3 protein-coding genes are annotated in these 6,717 nt (G+C 46.8%); 2 read left to right on the plus strand and 1 reads right to left on the minus strand.

Annotated elements, in window-relative coordinates:
• The coding region (locus tag WBA89_RS29655) for a calcium-binding protein (protein ID WP_424411233.1) at nt 1-1,081 on the plus strand (1,081 nt) is incomplete at its 5' end.
• Nucleotides 1,082-1,269: 188 nt separating this feature from the next.
• On the opposite strand, the gene WBA89_RS29660 is transcribed toward WBA89_RS29655, so the two are convergent.
• Nucleotides 1,270-2,646 (minus strand): NAD(P)/FAD-dependent oxidoreductase, encoded by a 1,377-nt coding sequence (locus WBA89_RS29660; protein ID WP_424411235.1) that lies wholly within the window; start codon nt 2,644-2,646, stop codon nt 1,270-1,272.
• Nucleotides 2,647-3,027: 381 nt separating this feature from the next.
• Here WBA89_RS29660 and WBA89_RS29665 point away from each other — a divergent pair, with 381 nt between their 5' ends.
• A complete protein-coding gene (locus WBA89_RS29665; RefSeq protein ID WP_424411237.1) occupies nt 3,028-6,129 on the plus strand; it encodes an MFS transporter in 3,102 nt (1,033 codons plus the stop codon).
• The last annotated feature ends 588 nt before the right edge of the window (nt 6,130-6,717 follow it).

The raw sequence follows: 6,717 nt of genomic DNA on the forward strand, positions 1-6,717 counted from the left end.
GCAAGTTGAAGTTGATACAACGACAGCAGGGAATAAAACAGGCAAACTGGAATTTGTCAATAATGATAGCGATGAAAATCCCTTTGATTTCCCGATTTCGGCGCTTGTAAATCTCGCGCCTGTACCGACTCCCACTCCCACTCCTACTCCCACTCCGACTGCAACGCCCGATCGAGACTGCATTTGCGATAAAATTGAGTATCCCAATCTCAACCAACCCAACCAACAAATTGATAACATTATCAATGGTCGCCCCGGTTTACTAATTGGCACTCCCCAAAACGACGCATATTTTGGCAGTAGCCGTCCCAATATATTCGATGCTTTAACTGGCAACGACAACCTATTTGGTGGCGATTTTAATGATATTTTTAACGGCAATGAAAACGATGATTTCATTGACGGCAATCGGGGAGACGACATTCTATTTGGTGGCAAAGAAAACGACATTATTCTTGGCGGCTTTGGTGAAGATATTATCTTCGGGAATAAGGGTAATGATTCAATTAACGGCAAAGAAGATGATGATTTAATCTTTGGCAATCGAGGTCAAGATTTTATGGACGGTGGCAAAGGAAACGATATCTTATTGGGCGGAAAAGATCGGGATTTAATGCTCGGCAGCGAAGGCAATAATACTCTATTCGGACAACTCGGAGACGATACTTTGTGCGGTGGTGCAGGAGATGACTTCCTCAGCGGTAACGAAAATCAAGACTTAATCGACGGTAGCGAAGGGAATGATACAATTTATGGAGGTGAAGATAATGACACCTTACTCGGTTGCGTTGGCGATGATTTATTGTCAGGAGATTTAGGGAACGACAGTCTCATCGGAGGTTTGGGTAACGATACTTTTGTCTTAGGAATGAATCGCGGATTTGATATTGTCTCTGATTTTGTTAAAGGTTATGATTTCATCGGATTGTCGGGAGGTTTGAGTTTTGAGAGGTTAGAAATTAGTCAGGACAATAACAATGCGCTGATTAAATTCAAGGGAAGTGGAGAAGTAATTGCTTCGTTAACGGGAGTCAATGCTAGCTCGATTGGTGTTAACGATTTCTGCGTTGTTGGATGGTAGGAGTAAGGTGGGTGATTTTGTAACTTTTGGATGATAATCACCTACTCAAAACTTATATCATGTTCGGTCGATTAACCGCAATCATATTCGTTCGTAGTGCGGCACTACAAACCGTTTTTATGATGGTCATAGATTGAACCTGATATCATTGGCAGAACTTACTGCGGGACTTAGGTTCAGCGGTTTCGCTACTTATAGAATTTAAAATTGTCTAATTGCCCGATCGCCTTAACCGCAATACGGGGATGAAAAAATACAGCAGGTGACTCGATCATGTGCAGAACTTCCAAAAAAGCTTGACAAACTTTAGCATCATCTACAAGCACTTTTAACACCAAATCCATGTAATCTATTATCAACTGCGTAGCGAGGTTTGGTTTTGCACCTTCACTTCCCCGATAGCGAGAGTCCTGACTGATGGCAAATGTCCAAGGAATTGTATGTAATTTTGCTAGTTTTTGTTGAAATTGTCGAGAGAAACCTTTTAAAGAGCCTTCAGGATAGCGCTGCCGCTGAAGAAGCAGGCATTCATCGAGCATCTGAGCATCCAGTGCAGCAACCGTCATTCCCTGGCCGTAAACTGGGTTGAAAGCGCAAACAGCATGACCGATAACTGCCAAGTTTTCAGGATAACGAGGGAGGCGCTCGTAGTGGCGCAAACGGTTTTCAGTACCTCGATAACTCGAAATAGGAGTTAGCGGTTTCGCATCTTTAATTGCATGATAAATTATCGGAGTTGGGAGAGTGCGGGCAAATTCTACAAAACCTGTTTCATCTGCGGGGGGATAATCGCGATCGCCCCCGCCGAGAGTCACCAGCCAGCGATTGCCTTCGATCGGGAAAATTCCACCGCCGCGAGTGCGAAATGGCGGTGCTGTTGACACAAATACTGGCGCTGTGTCTGACAATTTACCGCTGCATTCATAGATACGGGTGGCATAGCCTACAAAAGCATTAATAACCGTTTCTTGAGGCGGTATATAGCCGAGTTTTTTCAACCATTTAGGTGTTTGAGAAACTTTTCCGCTAGCATCGACTACTAAATCTGCATTCAAATTTTGTTCGTGAATATTGCCTGGGTTTTGGCGATCGCGAAAACGCACCGACACGCCAGCAACTTCCGTGCGCGAGGCATTCGCCAGCAACCCCGTTACTGTGCCTCCTTCAAGGAAATGCACGTTCGTATTTTCAGCCAAGCGACGGCGAATTTGCCAATCGAGCAAATCCCGACTGAACATAATTAAATCATTTAGATCCGGGCTGAATAGGGGGGCCCAACCCGCCGGACTAAACCACCGGATCGACCTCGGATCTAACCTAGGAGCACCAGCAGCTACCAGTTCGTTTTCCAAGCCGGGAAACAACTGTTCTAGGATGATTTTCCCCCGATTTAAAAGGATGTGAAGGTGACGGGATTGAGGAATTCCGGGGCGGGGTGCGGGTTTTTCGGGGAAAAAATCCCGTTCAACAATACTGACTCGATCGAAATGTTTGGCTAATACTCTAGAGGCCAACAGTCCTGCTAAACTGCCACCAATAATAATTGCATGACTTTCTCGCTGCACTCTCGAATTCCTTGAAGCTGAATAACTAATATTATATCCGTTAAATTCCCTGTTATAAAATTTTTTCGTCCTGTGGAGGCGGGTTTATAGATATTATAAATATTTTGGATGTGAATGAAAAATTGTTGGTTAAAAGGGCCCCTACAAATATTGCGCTTCGTTAAAAAAGTCTAATTCACAACTCAAACAAAATTGACATAGCACAAATAGTGATCAATTGAGAATAGGCCGCAGACATATTTGTACAATTCCGACTGTAGGGGGATGCTTTAGCTCGTCAATAAGGCGATGCTTGCCATTGGGGGCACGAATCTAAAACTATATAATTAGTCAACTCGCGCCAGCGATCGCGCGTACCCACCCTTTAGCGAGGCATATACTATGTATCAAAATTTGCCAATAAATCCAGAAATGTATAACACCGGGTTCTGGCTGGCCCAAGTGCTAGTAGAACCGACTACAACTACAAACACAGTAGAAGAAACAGCACTCCTCTATTCTGGGCCGCAATTTTTTATCGCCCTAATCGCTGGAGTCGTTCTAGCCTGCGCTTTCCAACTGTTGCTGACGAATTTATCAGTAGCTGCGGGTCTTTCCTACATCGGACAATCCCACGATGACGGACACCAGTCGGATAGCAGCGGCCCGCCAGTGCGCCACATCGGCAGCAAAGTCGGCACTTGGACGCTAATCACTGTCACCGTCGCCCTATTCTTCGCTTGCTTGCTAGCAGTTAAGCTCAGCTTGATTACCAGTCCGGTTTTGGGGGCGATAGTCGGTTTAGTTGTCTGGGCTGCCTATTTCTCACTTCTCGTCTGGGTGAGCTCCACCACCGTCGGTTCTCTGATCGGTTCCGTCGTCAACACCGCGACATCCGGCGTTCAAGCGATTTTTGGCACCGCAGCCGCAGCCCTCGGCGCGCAAGCAGCCAGCAACCAAGTAGTGGCCACAGCCAAAGCAGCAGCCTCCGCAGTGGGACACGAACTCGGTAGCGCGATCGACCCCATCAGCTTGCGGGAAAATGTCGAAGACTACATCCAAGCCCTGAAACCGCCGGAATTAGACATCAAAGCGATGCGCGGCGAGTTTGAAAAGCTGCTTAACGATCCGCAACTCAAGACGATTGCTGGGGAAAATTTGCCGAATCTCGATCGCCAAACTCTAGTAGATTTAGTAAGCTCGCGATCGGACTTGTCAAAGCGCGACGTAAACCGGATTGTAGACCAACTCCAAGATGCTTGGAAACAAGTAGGAAAACAAGATTCCAAATCAGACGGCATCGCCCAATTGGTAGATTATCTCAAATCTGCTAAATCGGGAGATTTAGTCTCAGATCAATTGGGAAGTAGGGTAGAACAAGCCCTCAGCAATCTAGGCGGTCAAAATTCCGACCAAAGCCCCACCATGATGTCCCAAGCCAGGACAATGGCAATTAATGCTTTAATGGGAATAGTTTTGGGCCGCACGGATATTTCCGATTTTGATGTAGAAAAAGCAGTCGGTCAGCTCAAAACAGCTAAAGATAAAGTTAGCCAGCAAGCTGATAAAGTTACCGCTCAAGTCAAGGGCGAACCCGAAACTTACAGCCCGATCCGCGCCGACGTAGAAAACTACTTGCTCAACACTTATTCGTGGCAGATGAACCCGCAAGCGATCGAGCGCGAATTTCGTGACGTGCTCTACGATCCTACGGCAGATCCGGGAACTGTGCGCCGCGAATTAGAAAAACTCAAACAGTCTAATTTTGCCGAAACTCTCGCCAGTAGAGGGGTTTTTACCCAAGACAAAATTAAAGAAATTTCCCAGGAGTTAGAAGGAATAAGACGGCGAGTTTTAGAAACCGTTATCTTTGCCGAGGAGCAAGAAAAAGCTCGCGATTTGCAGTGGCGGGTGGAAACTTATTTGAAGCTGACGCCGAAAGAAGAGCTGACAGCAGCAGGTATCGGGAGCGATTTTAAAAAAATATTAGAGGATTCCGATGCGAGTTACGAACAGTTGCGCGATCGGCTTTCTCCTTACACCCGCGACAGTTTCGTGCAAATTCTCAGAGGCCGCGAAAACTTTGGCTTCCAGGAAGTAGAACAAATTGTCAACGAGTTGGAAAGGACGCGAGATGTCGTTTTAGCAGATGCTAAAGGTCTGCAAGAAGCGGCGCAAGTCCGGTTAGACAATCAGTGGCAAAAAGCACAAGAATACTTGCAGTCTACGGGCAAATCAGAACTCAGTCCCCAAGGTATCAAGCGCGATTTTAAAACGCTGCTGGACAACCCAGAAGCGGGAATGTGGGCGCTCAGAGCTAGAGCTTCTAGGTTCGATCGCGATAGTTTGGTAAAATTGCTTTCTCAGCGGAAAGACCTCAGCGAAAACCAAGTAAATCAGCTTCTTGACAGCGCTGAGGAAACTTGGCACAGCGCGCTCCAAGCACCGCAACAACTGGCAGAAAAAGCTAAGGATCAGTACGACGAAACTACCACCGCCCTGGCCGATTACCTCCGCAATACTGGCAAGTCAGCACTCAATCCTGAAGGGATTCAGCGGGATTTGACAAAACTGATGGAAAATCCCAAGGAAGGGGCTTTAGCGCTGCGGGGACGCTTGTCTCAGGTCGATCGCGATACTTTGGTAAAACTGCTTTCTCAGAGAGAAGATTTGACCGAGGAACAAGTAAATGAAATTATCGACCAAGTGCAGGAAACTCTGGGTTCGATAGCGAAAGCGCCGCGCCGTTTGGCAAAGCGGGTGCAAAGCCAAGTGCTCGATTTTCAGAGCGTTTTAGAGGATTATTTGCGAAATACGGGCAAGGATGAATTAAATCCCGAAGCCATCAAGCGCGACTTCCAACTGCTGCTGCACGATCCAAAAGTCGGCGCTTACAGTTTGGGCGAACGTCTGTCGCACATCGATCGAGAGACTATGATTTCTATGCTGTCTCAGCGGCCGGATATTTCCGAAGCAGAAGCTGCTCGGATTGTCGATCAAATTTTGTCGGTGCGCGACCAATTCGCACTGCAAATCCAGAAAATTCAAGAGGGCATTCAGTCGGTAATTGACGGGATTCTCTCAAAAGTTCGGGATTACCTCAATTCGCTCGATCGCCCCGAACTAAATTATGAAGGGATTACGCGGGACGTGCGTCAATTATTTGACGATCCGCAAGCCGGATTTGATGCTTTGCGCGATCGGTTAGGTCATTTCAACCGCGATACTTTAGTAGCACTAATGAGTTCCCGCGAGGACATTTCCGAAGCCGATGCCAACCGCTTGATCGACCAAATTGAAGTCACCCGCAATAGAGTGTTGCAAAGAGCAGAACGCTTGCAGCAAGAAGCCCAACTTCGCCTTGAAAGCATCAAACTTCAAGCTGAAAAACAAGCCGAAGAAACTCGGAAAGCAGCCGAAGTTGCTTCTTGGTGGCTGTTTTTTACCGCTCTTACCTCGGCCGTAGCAGCAGCAGGTGCCGGTGCTTTAGCTGTCATCCGGTAACTGTTGACGGTTGACTGTTGACGGTTGACTGTTGACGGTTGACTGTTGACAGGTAACAAACACTTTATTTGCGCGATCGTGCAAGCTGATAGTGCCTGATGTGAGTTGCTACTGACATCAGGCTATCTTTTTATCAGATTTTTTAAGAGCGTGTCGGCTCGATTCACTACTCTAAAACAGGTTTGATCGTTCGGACTTTAGTCCTTCTTGAATGCGGACTAAAGTCCTCACTACGAACCTTAAAGTAACACTCAGATGCTTCGAGAAAAAAGCTTTTGAACTCAGAACTTTTTTGTGGGCGCAACTCGACGGGGCCTATTGCGATCGCCACCCAATATTTGTTAGGTATAAATAGGGTTCTCATCCCAGCACGCTTGTTCTCTCAACCACCCGTCTGTGCGCTGCGCTAGTATCTTCCGGCGAACTTTTTTTGACTTCGCCAGCCTCTATCGGAGAAAACTCCGATCGTCAGTTTATCACTCTCCGGCGATCGGTTGTGCATAATTAAGGCAACCAACACTTCGGACAGTTTTCAATCGCTAACGGTATAATCAGGGTTTCAGGCTTTCGTCAAGCTCGGATACAAAC

The organism is Microcoleus sp., assembly GCF_049646505.1.
Classification (GTDB): domain Bacteria; phylum Cyanobacteriota; class Cyanobacteriia; order Cyanobacteriales; family Microcoleaceae; genus Microcoleus.